At 67.8% G+C, this 17,020-nt stretch carries 14 protein-coding genes; 4 read left to right on the forward strand and 10 right to left on the reverse strand.

Annotated elements, in window-relative coordinates; translation table 11 throughout:
* The first annotated feature begins 105 nt into the window (after positions 1-105).
* Positions 106-1,818, forward strand: a complete 1,713-nt coding sequence (locus tag GAA2_RS06100; RefSeq protein WP_191834817.1) for a substrate-binding domain-containing protein — start codon at positions 106-108, stop codon at positions 1,816-1,818.
* Between the two features lie 15 nt (positions 1,819-1,833).
* Here GAA2_RS06100 and GAA2_RS06105 read toward each other — a convergent pair whose 3' ends face one another.
* From GAA2_RS06105 to GAA2_RS06120, 4 genes are read right to left on the reverse strand one after another with little or no spacing between them, the layout of a single operon-like run.
* Positions 1,834-2,310 (reverse strand): hypothetical protein, encoded by a 477-nt coding sequence (locus GAA2_RS06105; RefSeq protein ID WP_236577712.1) that lies wholly within the window; start codon positions 2,308-2,310, stop codon positions 1,834-1,836.
* Positions 2,307-2,927, reverse strand: coding sequence for a helix-turn-helix transcriptional regulator (locus GAA2_RS06110; protein WP_159405865.1), 621 nt, complete (start codon positions 2,925-2,927; stop codon positions 2,307-2,309). Before GAA2_RS06110 ends, GAA2_RS06105 begins: the two co-directional genes overlap by 4 nt.
* Entirely contained in the window at positions 2,924-3,277 is a 354-nt protein-coding gene (fdxA, locus tag GAA2_RS06115) for a ferredoxin (protein WP_024499937.1), read from the reverse strand. The genes GAA2_RS06110 and fdxA overlap by 4 nt, the downstream gene beginning before the upstream one ends.
* A gap of 9 nt (positions 3,278-3,286) precedes the next feature.
* The gene (locus tag GAA2_RS06120; protein WP_191834818.1) at positions 3,287-3,607 is read right to left on the reverse strand and encodes a DUF2249 domain-containing protein; all 321 of its coding nucleotides are present in this window, start codon (positions 3,605-3,607) and stop codon (positions 3,287-3,289) included.
* A gap of 340 nt (positions 3,608-3,947) precedes the next feature.
* Here GAA2_RS06120 and GAA2_RS06125 point away from each other — a divergent pair, with 340 nt between their 5' ends.
* On the forward strand, positions 3,948-4,496 hold the full coding sequence (locus GAA2_RS06125) for a molybdenum cofactor biosysynthesis protein (RefSeq protein ID WP_159405866.1): 549 nt from the start codon (positions 3,948-3,950) through the stop codon (positions 4,494-4,496).
* A gap of 145 nt (positions 4,497-4,641) precedes the next feature.
* Here GAA2_RS06125 and GAA2_RS06130 read toward each other — a convergent pair whose 3' ends face one another.
* From GAA2_RS06130 to pruA, 3 genes are all read right to left on the reverse strand, one after another.
* A complete protein-coding gene (locus GAA2_RS06130) occupies positions 4,642-5,898 on the reverse strand; it encodes an HNH endonuclease (RefSeq protein WP_236577713.1) in 1,257 nt (418 codons plus the stop codon).
* Positions 5,899-6,281: 383 nt separating this feature from the next.
* Positions 6,282-7,232, reverse strand: a complete 951-nt coding sequence (locus GAA2_RS06135) for a proline dehydrogenase family protein (protein ID WP_006436098.1) — start codon at positions 7,230-7,232, stop codon at positions 6,282-6,284.
* A gap of 1 nt (position 7,233) precedes the next feature.
* A complete protein-coding gene (gene pruA, locus GAA2_RS06140; RefSeq protein WP_006436099.1) occupies positions 7,234-8,880 on the reverse strand; it encodes an L-glutamate gamma-semialdehyde dehydrogenase in 1,647 nt (548 codons plus the stop codon).
* A gap of 75 nt (positions 8,881-8,955) precedes the next feature.
* Between pruA and GAA2_RS06145 the strand changes: the two genes are divergently transcribed.
* Positions 8,956-10,563 (forward strand): PucR family transcriptional regulator, encoded by a 1,608-nt coding sequence (locus GAA2_RS06145; RefSeq protein WP_159405869.1) that lies wholly within the window; start codon positions 8,956-8,958, stop codon positions 10,561-10,563.
* A gap of 140 nt (positions 10,564-10,703) precedes the next feature.
* On the opposite strand, the gene GAA2_RS06150 is transcribed toward GAA2_RS06145, so the two are convergent.
* The 3 genes from GAA2_RS06150 to GAA2_RS06160 all read right to left on the reverse strand — a co-directional run bounded on the left by GAA2_RS06150 (position 10,704) and on the right by GAA2_RS06160 (position 16,431).
* Positions 10,704-12,875 (reverse strand): glutamine synthetase III, encoded by a 2,172-nt coding sequence (locus GAA2_RS06150; protein ID WP_159405870.1) that lies wholly within the window; start codon positions 12,873-12,875, stop codon positions 10,704-10,706.
* Between the two features lie 178 nt (positions 12,876-13,053).
* Positions 13,054-15,042, reverse strand: coding sequence for a gamma-glutamyltransferase family protein (locus tag GAA2_RS06155; RefSeq protein WP_159405871.1), 1,989 nt, complete (start codon positions 15,040-15,042; stop codon positions 13,054-13,056).
* A gap of 15 nt (positions 15,043-15,057) precedes the next feature.
* Positions 15,058-16,431 (reverse strand): MFS transporter, encoded by a 1,374-nt coding sequence (locus GAA2_RS06160; RefSeq protein WP_006436103.1) that lies wholly within the window; start codon positions 16,429-16,431, stop codon positions 15,058-15,060.
* A gap of 143 nt (positions 16,432-16,574) precedes the next feature.
* Here GAA2_RS06160 and GAA2_RS06165 point away from each other — a divergent pair, with 143 nt between their 5' ends.
* A complete protein-coding gene (locus GAA2_RS06165; protein ID WP_006436104.1) occupies positions 16,575-17,015 on the forward strand; it encodes an SRPBCC family protein in 441 nt (146 codons plus the stop codon).
* Positions 17,016-17,020 lie beyond the last annotated feature (5 nt).

The following is a 17,020-nucleotide window of genomic DNA, read 5'->3' on the forward strand; positions in this document are numbered from 1 at the left end:
TGACGTCGCGCGGGCCTCATCGGGCGCCGCGCCGACGCGGTGACGGGTGACAGCGATGCGTCAGACGGTGGAGGACACCGCCGTACGAGGGGAACGAGAGTAACTATGGGGCGTCACAGCTCAGATGCCGACCGCGGCGGAAACGACTGGTCCAGGGCTGCTGCGAGCAGCGGGGGAGCCGCGGGCGGCAACAGCCGGTCCGACGACGATTTCGGCTTCGAGCACCGGGAGGCCGGCAGCGGCCGGCGCGGTGGCTGGCTCTGGGCGATCGTTGCCCTCGTCGCGGTCGTCGTGCTGGTCACCGGCGTGATCATCTGGCAGGCCGGCTCCGGCGGGTGCGGTGACCGGACCCGGGTGGCGGTCGCCTCCGACGCCGCGATGACCGGACCCCTCCGCGAGGTGGCGCGTCAGGCGTCCGCGGATTCCTGCTACGACTACGACGTCCAGACCGCGGCCGGTGCCGACGTGCCCGGTCTGCTCACGCAGGGCGCCGCCGCCCCCGACCTCTGGGTCGCCGACTCGCAGGTGCAGGCACGTCGTGTCACGACGCAGGTCCGCCGCGACCTCGACCTGGTATCGCCGTCGACCGCCTCCACCCCGGCCGTCGTCGCCGGTGAGAACGTCCCTGAACTGCAGACGTGGGTCGACGTCATGAAGCTGCCCGACCTGAGGACCGGCAGTCCGGTCGACACCAGCACCGGCGACGCCCCGATCATCGGTGCGCTCGCGGCCGTCGACGCCGGCGAACTCCCGGAGGAGAAGTTCACCGAGGCCATGACGATCCTGGCCATCCAGCAGAACAACGCACGCCTCGTCAACGACAACGAGGGCACCCGACTCAACCTGGCGAACACCTCCGGTGTGCCGGTGGTGACGACCGAGCAGCAGTACGAGCTCTTCATGCGCACGCATCAGGGGTCGAAGCTGAAGTCCACCATTCCCGCCTCGGGCACCGTGATGCTCGACTACCCCCTGGTGAACACCGCGTCCGCGGCTCGCCAGCAGGTGGCCGACGACGCCGGTACCGCACTCGTCGCGGCACTGAACACGGATGCGGGCCGCAAGGCGCTGACCGAGGCGGGCTACCGCGACGCCGACGGTAACGGGGTCGGCGAGCCGGTCAAGAAACTTCAGCTGCGCGATCCGTCGGCGGTCGACAAGGCACTGCGCCAGTGGCAGGTGCTCGGTGTACCGATCCGCACCCTCGTCGTCCAGGACACCTCGGGTTCGATGGAGACGCCCGCCGGCGGCACCACCCGCGCGGGTCTGCTGATCGATGCGTCGAAGACGGGCCTGAAGCTGTTCCCCAACAACACGATGATCGGTGGCTGGGCGTTCAGCGTCGACAAGGGCGGTGAAGGTCAGGACTGGGTGGAGATGGCACCCATCCGGCGACTCGACGCGCGGTCGGGCAGTGGGACGCACCGTGATGCGCTCGGTAAAGCGGTCGAGGAGGGTCTGTCGGATCTGGGTGGCGGTACGGGCCTCTACGACACCACACTCGCGGCGTTCAAGAAGGTGCAGGACACCTATGACCCGAACTACTCCAACAGCGTCATCATCATGACCGACGGCCAGAACGAGGATCCGAACAGCATCGGCCTCGACGAACTGCTGGCCGAGCTGAAGCGACTCGAGGATCCGGCGCGACCCGTGCTGGTCCTGACCATCGGCATCTCCGACGACGCGGACTCCAACGCGCTCAAGCAGATCGCCGAGGCCACCGGCGGCACCACCTACATCGCCGAGAACGCCGCCGACATCCGGACCGTCTTCGTCGACGCCATCCAGGCGCGCGTCGCCGCGGCCGGTCGCTGACCGCGCCTGGCCGGTTCAGCGATGTGCGAGCACGATGCCGACGGGGATGCTGCTCGCGAGGACGAAAATCGTTGCCAGATAGGCGCCGCCGGCCAGGGGGAAGTCTCTGGCAAGGCTGCGGCCTGCCCAGGCGGTGAGCGCGAGAACGGGGAACAGGATCAGGGACCCGGCATCGACGACATAGGGCAGCTCGGCGAGTGATCCCCCGATCACCAGGCCGTTGGCCACCACCCAGCCGGTCAGCTGCAGATGCTGGACACCCGGCGGCACCGGTTCGCGGGTGTGTTGCTGGGCGGCGCCGATGACCGCGAGCGCCACCCCGCAGACCAGCACCAGGTAGGCCGCCAGCCAGCTGCCCTTGGTCAGATCCAGCGGCCGCGCCACCGCCGCGACCAGGCCGCCGACCACCACGCAGGCTGTACCGAGGCAGGTGAAGCGGTCGATGCTGATCTGCCCGCCCCGGACGGTGAGGTCCGATTGCCCGGCGGTCACGGGGCGTCACCAGCGGTCACAGCGGCGACGCAGTGGTCGCCGCCCGCGAAGGGCAGCAGGACAGTGGTGTCGGGATCCTTCCCGCAGCTGCGCAGCACGCCGCGGATCAGGCCGCGGTGGACCGCGCAGGTGATCTGCGGGTCGGCCTGCGCGAGCTCCAGGAATGGGCAGTGGCGCAGGGCGATCCGGATGTGTTCGTCTGTGGCGGCCGGGACCGGCTCGGGGGCGAAACCGGCGTCGGCGAAGGCAGCCAGCAGTACCGGCACCGGGTCGTGCCCGCTGTCGCCGAGTTCCTGACCCCACTTTTCCCCGGCCCGGGTGGCCCGCTCGGCGGCATCCGGGACGTCACCGAGGGCGGCCATCAGCGATCTCGCCAGGGCGAGATAGTTGCGTGGGCCGGCCGGATCCATGCGCCGGCGCGTACGGTAGACCGCTCGTGGCCGGCCCCGTCCCGCAGGCGGGGCGGTGTCGCGTTCTACGACGCCATCGGCCACCAGCGCGTCGAGGTGGAAGCGTGCGGTGGTCGGTGGCACATCGGCCGCGCTCGCGAGCTCGGTCAGCGTCGCACCATCGGGAGCGTCGCGTAGCAGTGTCGTCAACGTGGTGCGCAGGCTCATTCCAACGGGTTCTCCTGCGGAGGTAAGGATGCGACGAGTGGGGCGTCGGCCGCGATGGCCCCGAGCTTGGCCGCTCCGCCTGGCGATCCGAGCGGCAAGTCCATGCCTGGCAGCGTCTCGGTGAAGAAGTCGGCGTTGTCGGTCAGGTAACCGGCGTACTCCTCGGGTAGGTCGTCCTCGTAGAAGATGGCCTCGACTGGACACACCGGCTCGCAGGCGCCGCAGTCCACACATTCATCGGGGTGGATGTAGAGGCTGCGACCGCCTTCGTAGATGCAGTCCACCGGACATTCCTCGACGCAGGCACGATCCATCACGTCCACACACGGCAGGCTGATGACGTAGGTCATGATCGCAGCTCAGTTGTCGCCGAGCAGCTGCTGCGCCGACTCGGGCGCTGTCGCCGGGTTGTGGGTCGCCGCCGGTGCGTCGGGGGAGGCGGGCTCCACGTCGGCGGTCTTGCCGATACGAATCCGGTAGTCGCGGGGTTCACGGACGAGATACTCCCAGGAGTACGCCCCGGCGCGAACGTCCTCGAACTGACCGTGCAGCGGGATGGGGTCGTGGTCGTTGACCAGGATCAGCGCTTCACCGACGGACAGATCGTCGAAGATGCCGAAGATCTTGGGATGCCGTTGCGGCTTGGGGATCTCCCGGACGTCGAGTTCGATATCGGCCATGTCCGAAGCACCTTCCTATTAAACACGAATTAAGGTTGTGAAAATTAAAGCACGTCCGTCCGGCCGCCGCATCCCCGCTGGCAGCCACGCCCATTCGGCGGCTGATGTCCGCGGCGGCGCGCCGGGAGCGATAGCGTCTGGGGTGCATCCTCACCGACGGGAAGGCCAGAGAATTGTCGGACGGACGAGGTGCGCGCCTTCGACGAGGACGGGTGGTGGTTGTGCCGATCGACCCGGTTGATCAGGTTCGTGACCGCTGCTACGCGCTGCGTGAGTGCGCCGGGCTGAGTGAGCGACGAAGGAGCGCTTCGAAGTCGATGAGCCTCGAAGGGTCCACCTGATGCGGTACGAATACCCCTGCGAGATCGTCACCTTCGTGGTGTCCCCGAAGCATGCGTACTTCGGACGGCCCAAGGACGGTCCCGCCGATGAGGTCGAGACCCACACACCCGACACGGTGGAGATCGTCGCCGACAAGGGCATTCGAGGCGATCGCTTCTTCGGCGTGAAGGCCCACACCGAAGCCGCGGTGACCTTCCTTGCCCTCGAGGCCTGGACCGCGGCGGCCGGTGACGTGGACCCCGTATCGGCCCGACGCAACGTCGTGGTCCGCGGTGTCGAACTGGACCCGTTGCGCGGGAGGGAGTTCGAGCTCGACACCGGTTCCGGCCCGATCCGCTTCCGTGGTGGGCGTCCCGCACATCCGTGTTCGTGGATGGACACCGTCGCCGGCGAGGGCGTGCGCAAGGCGCTCATCGGGCGTGGCGGACTCCGGGCGCAGCCGTTGACGTCGGGGACCCTGCACATCGGTCCCGCGACGATCATCACCGACGTCGAACTCGACGCCGCCCGCGCCGCCGCCCAGGTGAGGCGAGCCCAGCCGATGTGATGATGGGTGCTTTCGAGCTCGGGTGCGCGGCCGAGCGGAAAAGGCACCGTCTGCGGTGGCTCACTTCTCACACTGTGGAGTTGTCAAGGTACGGATGCGGTCCCGGCGGGTGTCGGGTGCGGAAGGTTCTGCGCGAGAGTCTGTGTCAGGCGGCGATGTCGTCGAGTCGCATGGTGCGTCGGTTGTGGGCGGGTAGGGCGCGGCCCTGGGGGTCGATGTCGGCGGGTGGGATGAGCCAGGGGTGGCGGTCGAAGCCGATCATGATGTCCCAGCCGTTGTGGTGGACCTGTGTGTGGCAGCGTTGGCAGAGCAGGCAGCCGTTGTCGAGCTCGGTGTCACCGTCGTCGGTCCAGTGTTGGATGTGGTGGATCTGTGTGTGTGATGGCGGCGCACCGCATTTGATGCAGGTCTCGTCGCGCAGGATGATCGCTTTGCGTAGGTGGGCGGGGAAGAGTCGTCGTTCGCGGCCCATCTCGAGTGGCACGGTCTCGCCGTCGATGATGATCTCGGTGAGGGTCCCGTCGCAGGACAGTTGTTTCGCGGTGGCGTGGGTGACCGGGCCGGTCCAGGGCAGGAATGCGGGATTGCCGCTGTCGGCGGGGATGGTCAGCACTGTCTGGGTTCGCGGGCTGCCGATGGTGTCGATGGCGGCTCCGACGGCGGCTTGGTCGAGCAGTGTCTCGAGGGCGTCGGCGCGTCGTTGTTCGGGGGAGCGTCGGTCGTCGGCGCCGGGTTCGGGGCGCGGTGTGCTGCGTTCGTCGATCATGGCGATGAGTTTCTCGCCCACGACTTGTGTGACGTTGGCGCGGATGTCGATGCGGTTGTCGTCGGTGAGGCTGTGCGACAGCGTGTCCAGGGATCGGTCGTCGCTGGCGGGGATGCCGTCGTCGGTGGTGTCGGCGATGGTGTTGCCGATCATTTGGGCGTGCTTCTGGATGTCGGTGGGTGTGGCGCCGGACAGGGCCTGGGTGAGGAGTTCGGTTTGGTAGATGGTTCGGTCGTCGTCGGAAAGTGATGTGGGGGAGCGTTTCTCGATCGTGGACATCCCGCGGACGATGGCGTCGACGACTTCACCCGCGAGGCGGCCGTCAGCTGCGCAGGTTTCGATCTTGTCCAGCGTGCCGAGGTGGTCGGCGATGCGGGCGGTACGAGTGGCTGCTGCGGGTGGGAGTCCGATCTCGATCAACAGGTTTTTGGTGGTGGAGCCGGCTTTTGCGGCGACGCCGAGCTCATCGAGTTGTGCTGTGAAGGAGGCGATGCGGTGATCGGCGAGGTTGCGCAGCAGTATCCATCGGCGCAGCTGTGAGTACGTGTGGACGCCGGTGGGGTCGTCGGTGGGTGGGGTGATCTCGACGAGTTGATCGAGGATTGCGTCGAGTGGAGTCGTGTCGGTGTCGATCATGACGGCAGCCATCCCTCTTCTGAGGTGTACAAGCGGTTGAGTGGGACCGTCGTTGACTGCTGCTCTGGAGTGAATTCTTCGTGCGTCTTCAGTTCTACATCGGGGGTCTGACAAGAACTGCACACCGACCAAGTCGACCGCGCGAATCGGTGAGATGGTCGAGAACCGTGGTCAATTCCGCCATGACCCTGCTTGACCCACTTTACTCGAACATATGTTCAACTACCATGTTTCTCCACATCCGGGTGTTCGGTCAACACGACGGTTTGGTCAGGGTCTTTCCCGGGCCGGCGATGCGCAGCCGGTCGCCGTCCGGTGTGCACGTCACCGGCTGGGACGGCAACAACGCGATCCCGGGTCCTGAACCTGGGTCCGCCCGGCCTCTACCCCGCCAGCGCGCGCAGGAAGAACCCGAGGTTCGCCGGCTTCTCGGCGAGGCGACGGACGAAGTATCCGTACCACTCGGTGCCGTACGGGATGTACACTCGCACTCGAGCTCCCGCGGCGGCGAGCCGACGTTGCTCGTCGCTGCGGATGCCGTAGAGCATCTGGTGCTCCCAGGTGTCGGGAGCCCGATCGAACTCCTTCGCCAGAATCGACGCGGCCTCGATCATCGTCGGATCGTGGCTGGCGACCATCGGATAGCCGTTGCCCTTCATCAGGATTCGAAGGCAGCGGAGGTACGCCTCGTCGACCTGACCACGGTCGGGGTAGGCGACCGACGGTGGTTCGGCATAGGCGCCCTTGCACAACCGGATTCGCGCACCCGACTCCGCGAACTCGGCGCAGTCGTCCTCGGTGCGCCGGAGATATGCCTGCAGGACGGTCCCGACGTCGGGGAAGTCGCGCCGCAGCGAGCGCACCACGGCCAATCGCTCGTCGACGGTCGAGTGGTCCTCGGCGTCGACGGTGACCGACGCACCCGCGGACCGCGCCGCCTCCGCGATCGTCCGTGCGTTCTCTTCGGCGATCTTGGCGCCGTGCTCGGGCAGTCTCTGGCCGAGTGCGGTCAGTTTCAGTGACACCTCCAGCGAACCGGGTGGCACCGGAGCCAGGCGCGGCATCGCCTGCAGCAGAGCCACATAAGCGGCGACGGTGGCGTCGGCATGCGACTCGTCGACGGTGTCCTCGCCGAGGAAGTCGATGGTCACGGCGAGTCCGTCGTCGAGTTCACGTCTGATCGCGGTGAGCACGTCGTCGAGTGATTCGCCGGGTACGAACCGCCGCACGACCTTCTCGGTCGTCGACCATCGCTGTGAGGCCTGTTTGATCCGTTCGCTGCGCGCCGCGGCGATGATCGTCGGCCGCAAGACGCTGTCGAAGAGCGTGCTCACCTCAGACCCCCGTGAAGTCGGTGCTCATGTGCGGGTATCGGTAAGTCGTCGGTGGTGTGAAGGTCTCCTTGATCGTGCGGGTCGACGTCCAGCGCAGCAGGTTCTCCTTCGACCCCGCCTTGTCGTTGGTGCCCGAGGCGCGCCCGCCGCCGAACGGCTGCTGGCCGACGACGGCGCCGGTCGGCTTGTCGTTGATGTAGAAGTTGCCGGCGGCGTTACGGAGCCGATCCGAGGCGAGGGCGACCGCCGAGACGTCGGTCGCCATGACCGCACCGGTGAGCGCATACCGCGCCGTCGTGTCGACCAGATCGAGAATCGTCTCGTAGTCGGCGTCGTCGTAGACGTACACCGACAGGATCGGTCCGAAGTACTCGGTGGAGAACGCCTCGTCCCGCGGGTCGTCGGACAGCAGCACGGTCGGGCGCACGAAGTATCCGACCGTGTCATCGCAGGCGCCACCGACCGCGACGGTGAGCGACGGTGTGGACTTGGCGCGTCGCAGCGCGGTGACCTGCTTGTCGAAGGCACGACGGTCGATGAGCGCACCACCGAAGTTCGACAGGTCGCGCACGTCGCCGAAACCGAGTTCGGCGGCCTCGCTGAGGAAGTCGTCGCCCATCTTGTCCCACACCGACCGGGCGATGTAGGCACGCGAGGCGGCCGAGCACTTCTGGCCCTGATACTCGAAGGCGCCGCGGATCAATGCCGTCCGGAGCGCCCGCGGTTCGGCGGAGGAATGCGCGACGACGAAGTCCTTACCGCCGGTCTCGCCGACGAGCCGCGGGTAGTTCCGGTACTTGCCGATGTTGCCGCCGACCTCCCGCCACAGGTGCTGGAAGGTCGTGGTCGAGCCGGTGAAGTGGATGCCGGCCAGGTTCTCGTCCGCGAGAACCACATCCGACACGGCCCGGCCGTCGCCGTGGACGAGGTTGATCACTCCGGGTGGCAGTCCCGCGGCCTCGAGGAGTGCCATCGTGTACTGGGCCGAATACGCCTGTGTGGGAGAGGGCTTCCACACCACGGTGTTGCCCATCAGCATCGGTGCGGTCGGCAGGTTCGCGGCGATGGCGGTGAAGTTGAACGGGGTGACCGCGTAGACGAATCCGTCGAGCGGACGGTGGTCGAGCCGGTTCCAGACACCCGGCGACGACACCGGCTGCTCGGCGAGGATCTCCCGGGCGAAGGCGACGTTGAACCGCCAGAAGTCGACGAGCTCGCAGGGAGCGTCGATCTCGGCCTGCTGCACCGACTTCGACTGGCCGAGCATCGTCGCGGCGGCGACCCGTTCGCGCCACGGACCCGACAGCAGTTCGGCCGCGCGCAGGATCACCGCGGCGCGGTCGTCGAAGCTGGTGTGGGCCCACTCGTCCTTCGCGGCCATCGCGGCGTCGGCGGCGGCGCGGGCGTCGTCGTGCGTGGCGTTGGTGAGGAAGCCGAGCACCTCTCGGTGGGCGTGCGGCTGCACGACGTCGATCGGTTCGCCGTGTCCGAGGTGCAGGTGCCCGCCGATGATGTGCGGCAGCTCGCGGCGGCCCGCCATGGACTGGCTGGTGAGTTCATTGATGATGCGGGTGCGTTCGGGCGATCCGGGTGCGTAGGTGTGGACCGGCTCGTTGGCCGGTCGAGGGGGAGTGGTGATGGCGTCCATGACGTCAGTTCACCTGGGGAGCAGGTTCCCGCGATATGGCCGATCGGCAAACTGATCGGTCGTAGCCTTGTTCTTGTGGACAAATCGGCGGGTGTGGCGCTGGGGCATCTGATCCTGGCCCTCGATCGGACGGTGGCGACGCTGATCACCGCGCCGCAAGGACTCGACGTGCCGGTGCGAAGCCTGGCGATGATCGACATCGACGACGTCCACTTCGGCCTCGGCCAGGCCGCGCGGTCGGCTGACGTGTTCCTGCTGGTCGGCCTGTCCGACGAGGTGAGCACTGAACTGCTGGGCGGTCTCGGGATGCACCGTCCGGTGGCCGTCATGAGCAAGACGTCGTCGGCGACACTCACCGATCTCGCCGATCGGCTCGGAATCGCGGTCGTGGCCATCGACCCACACGCTCGGTGGGAGCGCATCTACAACCTCGTGGCGCGCGTCCTCGACACCGCGCGGCGTTCGCCGGACGACGGCGAGTCGATGGAGTCGGGTACCACCGGCGACCTCTTCGAAATCGCGGCCGAGGTCGCCCGGCGCACCGGCGGCCTGGTCAGCATCGAGGACGAGCGCTCGCACGTGCTGGCCTACAGCTCGGCAGGAGACGAGGCCGATGAGCTCCGGCGGTTGTCGATCCTCGGACGCGAGGGTCCGCCGGAGATGCTCGCCTGGCTCCGGCAGTGGGGGGTGATGGACGCGCTGCGCCGGTCGTCGCGGGTGGTGGCGGTCGACGCACGCACCGACCTCGGGCTGCGAGAACGCCGGGCGGTCGCGATCCGGGCCCCCGGGACGGCTGAGTTCCTGGGGGTCGTCTGGCTGCAGCGCGGTACCCGGCCCTTCGCCGCCGACACCGACGAAGTCCTCACCGGTGCCGCCGCAGTGGCCGCCCGGGTGATCGCCCGGCGTCGAACGGCCGGAACCGAACACGACGAATCGGTTCGTCGGCTCCTCGGCGCGCGTGGCGACATCATCGACGTCGATGCCCTGGCCGCCCAACTGGGCATCGAATCCTCCGTCGCGGTGGTGCTCGTCGGGTTCGCGACGACTGGGTCGGCCGTAGACGCTCCGGTCCCATTGGCAGAGAACGGCACTCGCATCTCCGCGCTCACCCTGCACGCCAGCGCGTTCAGTCCGTTGTCGGTGACCGCGACCATCGGCGACCGCGCCTACGTGGTGCTGCCCGGCGTGACCGGTGACGCCGCGGTCGAGTGGGCGCGGGTGTCGGTCGATGCGACGGACCGGCAGTTCGGCGTCCACATCCGGGCGGTGGTCGCGGGACCGGACAACCTCGCCGCGGTACCGGAACTGCGCACCCAGATCGACCGCGTGCTCGACGCGGCCTCCCTCGAAGGTGAACTGATCGACGATGTCACGACCGTCGGCGGTTCGCGCACCGGTGTCCTGCTCGGCGAGATCGTGGCGCTCCTCGCCGAGAACCCCGACCTGGTGGACCCGCGGGTCTCCGAACTCGCCGACCTCGACGACCGCACCGGCAGCGAGTTCACCGTGTCCCTGCGCGCCTACCTGGACCGCTTCGGCGACGTCCGTTCCGCCGCCGGGGATCTCCACGTCCACCCGAACACGCTGCGCTACCGCATCCGCCGGATCGAGGCCCTGACCGGGATGGACCTCGAGGATCCCGCCACGCGGCTCGTCGTGGCGTTGTCCTTGCGGGTGCGGTAGCGGTCACCCCAGAAATCCCGCCCTGAAAACCGCCCCCGAAATCCACCCCACACAGCGGATCCGGCGACATAGTGTCGTCGGATCCGCTGTGGAGGGCGTACTTCGGGGGCGCTTTCCGGTGGTGGTGCGTTCGCGAGATCTCAGAGGATGGTGAGCATCTCGTTGTACGTGGGCAGCGGCCACAGATCGTCGGCGACGATGCTCTCGAGCGTGTCGGCGACCTCGCGCACCGCGGCCATCGCCGGGATCAGCGTCTCGAGTGCGTACTTCGACTCCTCGTAGGTGCTCTCGCCGTGCATGCCGGCGATGCCCTCGTCGAGGGTGACCACCGCGGCCTGCAGTTTGCCGATCAGTCCGGTGATCTCCACGAGAAGTGTTGTGGGAGCTTCGATCCCGGCCATCTTCAACGACGCCGCGGTGCCGGCCAGTTCGCCCTGGTAGCGGATCGCGGCGGGCATGATCATCGTCTTGGCGATCTCCGCGGTCTCCTTGGCCTCGACGAGGATGGTGAGCCCGTAGTACTCGAAGATGACGTCCTCGCGGGCCTCGAGTTCGCGGGCCGACAGGACGCCGTACTTCTCGAAGATCTCGACGACCTCGGGCGCGGTGTACTCGGTGACGGCGTCGACGGTGGTTCGGAGGTTCTTGAGGCCGCGGGCGGCGGCCTCCTCCTGCCATTCGTCGGAGTAGCCGTTGCCGTTGAAGATTACCGCGCCGTGGCTGTTGATGATCTCCTGCAACACCTTCTGCACGGCGTCGTTGAGTTCGGCGCCGTCGGCGAGCAACCTCTCCAGTTCGGTGGAGATGAAGTCGATGGAATCGGCCAGGATGGTGTTGATCGCGACCATCGGATCGGAGATCGACTGGTTGGAACCCGGTGCGCGGTACTCGAATCGGTTGCCGGTGAAGGCGAACGGGCTGGTGCGGTTGCGGTCGCCCGGGTCGGCCTTCAGCGGGGGCAGGGTGTCGACGCCGAGCTCGAGGACGCCGGCCGCCTTGGAGCCGGTGGCGCCGCCCTTGGCGATCTGCTCGAAGACGTCCATCAACTGCTCGCCGAGGAAGATCGAGATGATCGCCGGCGGAGCCTCGTTCGCGCCCAGGCGGTGATCGTTCGACGCCGATGCGACCGCGGCTCGCAGCAGGCCGCCGTAGGTGTGGACGGCGCGGATGATGGCACCGCAGAAGGTGAGGAACTGCATGTTCTCGTGCGGGGTGTCTCCGGGGTTGAGCAGGTTGCCCTGGTTGGAGTTGCCGAGTGAGAAGTTGACGTGTTTGCCGGAGCCGTTGACCCCGGAGAAGGGCTTCTCGTGCAGGAGGCACTTCATCCCGTACTTCTCGGCGACTGCCTTCATCGTGGTCATCATGAGCTGTTGGTGATCGTGTGCGAGCACGGATCGTTCGAAGACCGGCGCGATCTCGAACTGGCCGGGGGCGACCTCGTTGTGGCGGGTCTTGGCCGGGATGCCCTGCTTGAACAGCTCGCGGTCGAGTTCGATCATGAACGACAGCACCCGCTCGGGGATGGCGCCGAAGTAGTGGTCGTCGAACTCCTGACCCTTCGACGGTGGGGCGCCGAACAGCGTGCGGTTGGACGTCATCAGGTCGGGACGCGCGTAGAAGAAGTGCTCGTCGATCAGGAAGTACTCCTGCTCGGCGCCGGCGTAGGAGACGACGGTGTCGACGTTCTCGTGGCCGAAGAGCTTCAGCAGGCGCATCGCCTGCTTGCTCATCGCCTGCTGGCTGCGGAGTAGCGGGGTCTTCTTGTCCAGTGCCTCACCGGTCCACGAGATGAAGATCGTGGGGATGCACAGCGTGTTGCCGTTCGGGTTCTCCAGGATGTACGCGGGGCTCGTCACGTCCCAGCCGGTGTAACCGCGGGCCTCGAAGGTGCCCCGCAGGCCGCCGTTGGGGAAGCTCGACGCGTCGGGTTCACCCTGCAGCAGGGTCTTTCCGGCGAACTCGGCGAGCGACGCGCCGCTCGAATCCGGTTCGAGGAACGAGTCGTGCTTCTCCGCGGTGAAACCCGTCAGCGGGTAGAAGACGTGGGCGTAGTGGGTGGCGCCCTTCTCGATGGCCCAGTCCTTCATCGCCACCGCGACGTAGTCGGCGAGCGTCGGATCGAGCGCGCAGCCGGTGTCGATGGTCGCCGCGACCGCCTTGAAGACATGCTTCGGCAGGCGCTTCTTCATGACCGACAAGCCGAACACGTTGCGTCCGAAAGTATCTGCCAACGGTTCGGTGAATCCGGGTGCCGACACCTCGTAGGTCGTCACGGCCTTGATGGCCTGACGGCGGGACATGCTGCCACTCATGGTTACTCCTGGAGTTTCTCGTCGACCTCGGCGAATGTCGGCACGACGACGTCGCTGGTGTTGCCGCGTTTGCGAGCGACTTGACGCTATGAGCTGGGTGTATGCGCTCCGTTGCCCCCGTGTGACGCTGAGGAAAACTGATGGCACAGCAGGGATTCGTCCGTTCGGACCACCCGGATCACCGCAGTGCGGCGTCGTCACCCATCACGGCACCCTCACGCCGCGGGTCGGCGCCGCCGATCCATCCGGCCTCGTGGCGCATGATCGCGCTGAGACCGCTGGACTGTTCGTCGACGGACACCTCTTCTCCGCGTTCGCGGAGGCCCCGCACCAACGGATCGTGCGCGCCGTCGTCGGTGGTGTCGACCAGTGGATGTTCGCCACCGACGTTCGACGTCGGGGTGTTGGCCGAGCCGAAGTCGATCATCGACACCGCCTGCTGCGGGTTGAGTCCCCAGTCCAGCATCCCGACAAGGGTCTTGACGACGAACTGGATGATGACCGATCCGCCCGGGGAACCCAACGCGGCGATCACCTGTGCGGGTGCGCCCCCGGTACCCGGTTGCATCACCAGGGTCGGGGCCATCGACGACCGTGGACGCTTCCCCGGCGACACCCGATTGGCGAGCAGGGCCCCGTCGTCGCGCGGTTCGGCCGAGAAGTCGGTGAGCTGGTTGTTCAGCAGGAAGCCGTCGACCATGTGGAAACTGCCGAAGGCCGATTCGATGGTCGTCGTCATCGACGCGACGTTGCCGTATCGGTCGGCGACGGTGATATGGCTGGTGCCGTACTCGGTACCGGGATGCGAACCCAGCGGGACCGGCCCGAGATCGCCGGCCGGGGCTTCGCCGAGCGAGGCGTCGGGGCGGATCAGTCCGGCCCGGGTCTTCAGATACCCCGGGTCGAGGATGGTGTCGACGCCGCGTCCCGGCAGCGGGACGAAATCCGGGTCGGCGACGTATTTGTCGCGGTCGGCGTAGGCGAGACGTTCGGCCTCGGTGATCAGGTGTACCGCAGTGGGATTCGGCCGACCGCCGTCCGCGGCCGATGGTGTGGAACCGTCGAGTTCGGTGGGCGGCATCGACGGCAGGTCGAAGTTCTCCAGGATGCCCAGCGCGGAGGCGACGGCGATCCCGCCCGACGACGGTCCCGGCATCGCCACGATCTGGCGGCCCCGGTATTCCGTCACGATGGGGTCCCGCGCGATGGCCCGGTAGTTGCGCAGGTCGTCGACGGTCATCAGGCTGGGCGTCATGCCGCCGGCGGTGGTGCCCGCCTCGGCGACGATCGCCTGCGCGAGCGGTCCGTCGTACATCGCGTCGGCGCCGTCGGTGGCCAGCACCCCAAGGGTTTTCGCGTAGGCGGGGTTGGCCAGGTTGGTGCCCGCCGGTTTCGCTGCGCCCTCACCGGTCAGGAAGTGGTCGCGGGCGTCGACGTCGGCCTCGAGGTCCGCCGCCGCGGCCGCGATCGCCCCGGACAGACGCGGGCTGATCTCGAAACCACTGTCCGCCAAGGAGATCGCGGGGGTGAACAGATCACGCCAGGCATGTTTGCCGTACTCGCCGTGGACCATGCCGAGCATCCGCATCACGCCGGGAATGCCGATCGACCGGCCCGATGCCCGTGCGCTGGGCACCGGTGGTGCCGGGTCGGTGGGGGAGATCCGGATCAGGTAGGTCTCAGTGGCGGCTGCGGGAGCCGTCTCGCGACCGTCGAAGGCGCGCACCGTCTTCGACGCGGCGTCGTAGTAGACGGTGAAGGCGCCGCCGCCGATCCCCGAGGACTGGGGTTCGACGAGACCGAGCACCATCTGTGCGGCGACCAGCGCGTCGGCTGCGGTACCGCCGTCGTGCAGGACGTCGCACGCCGCGCGGGTGGCGAGCGGATTGGCGGTGGCCGCGGCGTACGTTGCGGTGACGACCGGTTTCATCCCGCTCCGGTAACCCGAGGCGATCTCGGGTTTCGTCGCGATGTCGGTGGGGGCGGCCGAGACACTCTCGGCGCCGATCAGATCGCCGTTCGGGATCTCCGTGCAGGTGACCGGCGCGGCGGCCGGACCGTCGGAGCCGTTTCCGCACGACGCGAGGACCAGCATGCAGGAGACCCCGAACACCGCGAAGCGGACGACCCGACGCCCGGAATGAGGACTTCCCCGACGGCGTCTCATGGACTCAGCGTACGGTCATCGCGCAGGACGGACGGAACGAACGGCGATGCCCACACCGATGACGGCGAGGCAGGCGAAACCGAACGAGAGCAGACGTGCCGAACCGACCGCGTCGGACCCGATGCTGACGAGCAGACCCGCGGCCGCCGAGCCGATGGTGTTGGCGACCATCTGCACGGAGTTGACCCCTGCCGAGGCGCGGGCGGCCTCCGCCTGATCGGTGGTGATGCCCATCGCGGCGGTCGCGATGTGAGGGAAGGCCATGCCGATACCCATGCCGGCGACGACCAGAGATGCGTACCACCCGGCCACCGCGATCGGCGCGCTCGACGACTGCAGCAGGCCGTATCCGGCCATACCTGCGGCGAGGAAGGCCGGACCGGCGATGCGGGCGGCCGCCGCGGACCGGCCGTGCGCCCACGTGCTGCTGGCGATCTGCGCGACGGTCCACCCCGACGACAGCGCCGCGGGCATGAGCCCGGCGGCCAACGGTGTCAGGCCGCCGACCTGCTGACCGAACAGCGGGAGGAATGCCTCGGCGGTCGACCCGATCGCCAGCACCGCTATCGACAGATAGATCCACTTGAGGGGATTGCCCACCGAATAGGTGAGACGGGGGAGCAGGCCGGTGGTCCCGCGTCGATCCACGACCACGAACCCGACCAGGGCGAGGAGGGCGACTCCGCCGAGTACCACGATCACCGACGTCGAACCGGCGACGCCGGCGACCGAGACCGCCCCGGCGGCGGCGGTCACCGCGGCCAGCGATGCCCACGGCAACGGGTGCCGTTCGCCCGAGCCGCGACCGCGTGGCAACACCCGCGCGGCGATGGCAGCGATGACCAGGGTGAACACCGTCAGGAACCAGAAGGAGCCGCGCCACAACCCTACCTCGGCGAACAGGCCGCCGAGCGCCGGGCCGAGGAGGTTCCCGACTCCCCACATGGCCGAGATGAGCGCCACCGCGCGCCCCCAGATCCGCTGTGGCAGCGCGATCTGTACGACCGCCAGCGCCAACCCGGTGAGCAGGCCGCCACCGAGCCCCTGGATCAGCCTGCCGGCCAACAGGATCGGCATGGTCGGGGTGAGGGCGCAGATCAGTGAACCCGCGGCGAAGGCGGAGAACCCGATCAGGTAGGCGCCGCGCGCGCCGAACTGTGCCAGCGCGCGTGTCACCAGCATCGACGCCACCACGGACGCGATCAGGAAGATCGTGACGACCCAGGCGTAGAACTCGTCGCCGCCGATGTCGGCGATGGTGCTGGGCAGTGACGCCGCGGTCAGGAAGGTGTTGATCGCGAAGACGAGGATGCCGCCGGCGAACACCGACACCGCCGCGCGGTGTTCACGGGCGAGGAGTTCGGACCATCCGCCCGGTGACGTCGACATCGTGCTGCAGGAATAGCCGACCCCGCGGCGGAAGGTCAAGTCGGTTATCCGTGTCCCGCACCTGGAAGTGGTTGCGACCGCATAGTGTCGGTCGGAAGCGGCGCCGGAGACACCGGGCCGGACACGCGAGAACGGGGTAGAGCGTGGGAGTGGTACGTCATCAGGTCGTCGTCGATGCACCTCGCGAGCGGGTCTTCGACTATGTCGACGGATATCAGAACGTTCCCGAGTATCTGATCGGTGTCACGCACTTCGATCCGACAACAGATCAGACCCGCGGACTCGGGTCGGTCTTCGACGTGAGGGTCGACCTCGGGCCGAAGAAGATCAAGGCGGTCGTGGAGTGCACCCGGTACGTCGAGAACGAGTTGATCGAGCTCCGGGCGATCGACGGTTTCGAGGCCGACACCACGTGGCGCTTCGCCGACGACGGGAACGGCACCGATCTCCAGCTCGAGATCAACTACACGCTGCCCGGCGGGATCGCCGGCCGTGTGCTGGGAGGCATCATCGGCCCGTTCGCGGCGCAAGCGGTCAGACACATCGAGGCCACGATCGCGAAGAAGGTGGTCGCGCGGGGCTGACCCTT

Origin of the sequence: Gordonia ajococcus (assembly GCF_012974285.1) — a bacterium.
Classification (GTDB): Bacteria; Actinomycetota; Actinomycetes; order Mycobacteriales; family Mycobacteriaceae; genus Gordonia; species Gordonia amicalis.

Excerpts from the sequence above, each read along its gene's own strand:
- GAA2_RS06155 (WP_159405871.1), bottom strand. The coding sequence starts at position 15,042 with ATGAGACGCCGTCGGGGAAGTCCTCATTCCGGGCGTCGGGTCGTCCGC.
- GAA2_RS06125 (WP_159405866.1), top strand. The coding sequence starts at position 3,948 with ATGCGGTACGAATACCCCTGCGAGATCGTCACCTTCGTGGTGTCCCCG.
- GAA2_RS06100 (WP_191834817.1), top strand. The coding sequence starts at position 106 with ATGGGGCGTCACAGCTCAGATGCCGACCGCGGCGGAAACGACTGGTCC.
- GAA2_RS06120 (WP_191834818.1), bottom strand. The coding sequence starts at position 3,607 with ATGGCCGATATCGAACTCGACGTCCGGGAGATCCCCAAGCCGCAACGG.
- GAA2_RS06160 (WP_006436103.1), bottom strand. The coding sequence starts at position 16,431 with ATGTCGACGTCACCGGGCGGATGGTCCGAACTCCTCGCCCGTGAACAC.
- GAA2_RS06130 (WP_236577713.1), bottom strand. The coding sequence starts at position 5,898 with ATGATCGACACCGACACGACTCCACTCGACGCAATCCTCGATCAACTC.
- pruA (WP_006436099.1), bottom strand. The coding sequence starts at position 8,880 with ATGGACGCCATCACCACTCCCCCTCGACCGGCCAACGAGCCGGTCCAC.
- GAA2_RS06150 (WP_159405870.1), bottom strand. The coding sequence starts at position 12,875 with ATGAGTGGCAGCATGTCCCGCCGTCAGGCCATCAAGGCCGTGACGACC.
- GAA2_RS06110 (WP_159405865.1), bottom strand. The coding sequence starts at position 2,927 with ATGAGCCTGCGCACCACGTTGACGACACTGCTACGCGACGCTCCCGAT.
- fdxA (WP_024499937.1), bottom strand. The coding sequence starts at position 3,277 with ATGACCTACGTCATCAGCCTGCCGTGTGTGGACGTGATGGATCGTGCC.